Source organism: Psittacicella gerlachiana (assembly GCF_003585965.1).
Lineage (GTDB): Bacteria > Pseudomonadota > Gammaproteobacteria > Enterobacterales > Psittacicellaceae > Psittacicella > Psittacicella gerlachiana.
This window is the reverse complement of record NZ_NRJF01000273.1, coordinates 1-2,599: the sequence shown is the minus strand read 5'-3', so window position 1 is coordinate 2,599 and position 2,599 is coordinate 1. Positions and strand designations below refer to the sequence as shown.

The 2,599-nt window shown below is 30.9% G+C and carries 2 protein-coding genes; both read right to left on the bottom strand.

The window, feature by feature from the left end; translation table 11 throughout:
- Positions 1-713 precede the first annotated feature (713 nt).
- The gene (locus CKF59_RS07585; protein WP_119535301.1) at positions 714-1,028 is read right to left on the bottom strand and encodes a BolA family protein; all 315 of its coding nucleotides are present in this window, start codon (positions 1,026-1,028) and stop codon (positions 714-716) included.
- 11 nt (positions 1,029-1,039) lie between these two features.
- A complete protein-coding gene (gene murA, locus CKF59_RS07580) occupies positions 1,040-2,308 on the bottom strand; it encodes a UDP-N-acetylglucosamine 1-carboxyvinyltransferase (RefSeq protein WP_119535300.1) in 1,269 nt (422 codons plus the stop codon).
- Positions 2,309-2,599 lie beyond the last annotated feature (291 nt).

Genomic DNA, 2,599 nt, shown 5'->3' with positions numbered 1-2,599 from the left:
TTTTTTTATAGTAATCATAGTTACCCTCACTTACATAAGTAGATCTGTTGCTACATCTACTTAACATTTACACTCTATTTTTATACTTTTTAACAAATAGATCTTTCTCAAGAACTATTTAAATAATTTCTAATAATTTAATGCGACTTTTTTAAATTAAAATATTAGATATACATCTTTTGTAAAAAGTAATTTTGTACGTATTTTACTTTCATTACGTGTGTTTTATTATACAACATCCTAAGAAAAATCATAGATAACTCCTAGAATTTTCTTTAAAAGCATAAGTCTAAATTAGATCTGTTCACATTAAAGTTCAAAATCTATAAATTAAATTTAGATTATAGAACTATTTCTCTAAATAATTCCGCTTGCTACCCTATTAATCAATAACTTAACTTTCAAAAGAATCTAAATATGCTTACTTTCTCTAATAATCGAGATTAAGAAAATTAAATTTATGGAAACTTTTAAGCACAAGTTTTTTATTTTTAGTCTAAATTTTTTTAGAGATAAAAAATGAGATCATAAGGTTATTCCAAATAACCTTATGATCTCCAATTTTAATTCATTGTTTTATAGTAAAATTTATCTCTTTGATAATATATGTGATAACTTTAATAGATTTTTACACTTTTTTCTCAAGTTGAGAATTTAACCTTAAAATAACCTTAAAAAATACTCAACAATACTTCTCAAAAACTCTATTAATTTTACTTATTTTTACCCATACACTTAGGACTTGCGGGTACTATTGGATTATTAAGCCATTCTTCTGGAGTATATAATTTTAAGCTCAAAGCATGAATATCATTTAAAACTAAATGTAAAACTTTATGCACTTTTTTATGTCTCTCTACCATTTTTAAATTTAAAAACTCATGAGAAGCCATAATTACTTTATAGTGAGATCCAGCTTCAGGTCCACCATGATGCATATAAGATTCATCTACTACCTCTAAATAAAAAGGAGCAAACTCTTTAGTTAAAATCTCTTCAATTTTTAGCTTATGAGGATGTACAAACATTTTAATAATCCTTATGCTCTTTCACGAGTAATAATGCAACCTATAGATTTCATTCTCTCCTCAATAAACTCATAACCTCTATCAATATGATAAATCTCATCTACATGAGTCGTTCCTTGAGCAATACAACCCGCAAGAACTAAAGATATCGAAGCTCTTAAATCTGTTGCTTTTACATGCGCTCCTGATAATTCTTCAACTCCTTGTACATGAATAGTATTACCACTTTGAGTAATCTTAGCACCCATTCTTTGTAATTCCGGAACATGCATAAATCTATTTTCAAAAATAGTCTCTGTAACTATCCCTACTCCTTCAGCTACGGTATTTAAAAGAGTAAACTGCGCTTGCATATCAGTAGCCACACCTGGATATGGGGCAGTAACTATATTAACAGCTTTAGCTCTTTTACCTTCCATGTCACAGGTAACACTTGAACCACTTACCGTTATCTTAGCACCAGCTTCTTCTAATTTAGAGAGAGTTGCTTCTAAATGTTCAGGGATTATATTGTGACAAGTAACTTTTGATTTAGATATGGCAGCAGCAATTAAATAGGTTCCACACTCAATTCTATCTGGAATTATACGGTAGTTTGCTACTCCACCTAAAGATTCAACACCAGTGATAGTTAAGACCTTAGTTCCAATCCCATCAATTTTCGCACCCAAAGCAACTAAAAAGTTACATAAGTCTACTACTTCAGGTTCCATAGCCACATTTTCAATTCTTGAAACCCCTTGAGCTAAAACTGCAGCACATACTGCCGAAACCGTAGCCCCTACAGATACCTTGTCAAAGAAAATATTCGCACCTTTTAATCGCCCCTCACTTGTTGCAATTACATAACCTTCAGCAAACTCTATTTTAACACCAAGTTTTTTTAGAGCCTCTAAGTGCATATCAACAGGACGTGATCCTATCGCACATCCACCTGGTAAAGATACTTTAGCTGTACCAAATTTTGCAACAAGAGGAGCAAGAGCCCAAATTGAAGCTCGCATCTTACTTGCTAGTTCATAAGGCACTACAGGATTACTTATATGCTGTGGCTGTAAAGAAACTTTATTACTATCTAAATCTATTGACAACTTTGCTCCAAAGTTAACAAAGATATCACATGTATATCTAATATCAGTTAAATTAGGGATATTTGCTAATTCAACTTCAGCATTTGCGAGTATCGAAGCAAAAAATATTGGTAAGGCTGCATTTTTTGCTCCCCCAATTGAAATTTCTCCCCCGATAATTTGTTTTCCATGAATAATAAAGTGTTCCATCTTTTCTCCAAGAATGTAATGCCATTCTTTAGTTATTTATTATAAATAATTTACTCACACAATTATATTATATAAAACCTTAAATTTTTAGATTTTAATCTGCTCTTATAAAAAAGACACCTCTTAAAGGTAAGAGATGTCTTTTTTATCTAATAAAGATGCTTTTGCACTTTCCAATCTTCAGCGGTGTAAGTTTTTATGTTCACTGCGTGAACTTCTCCTGTAGCTAAAAATGGTTTAGTTGCTCGCATTACATACTGCTGCTTTTTTAACAAAGTCATATCCTTAAAA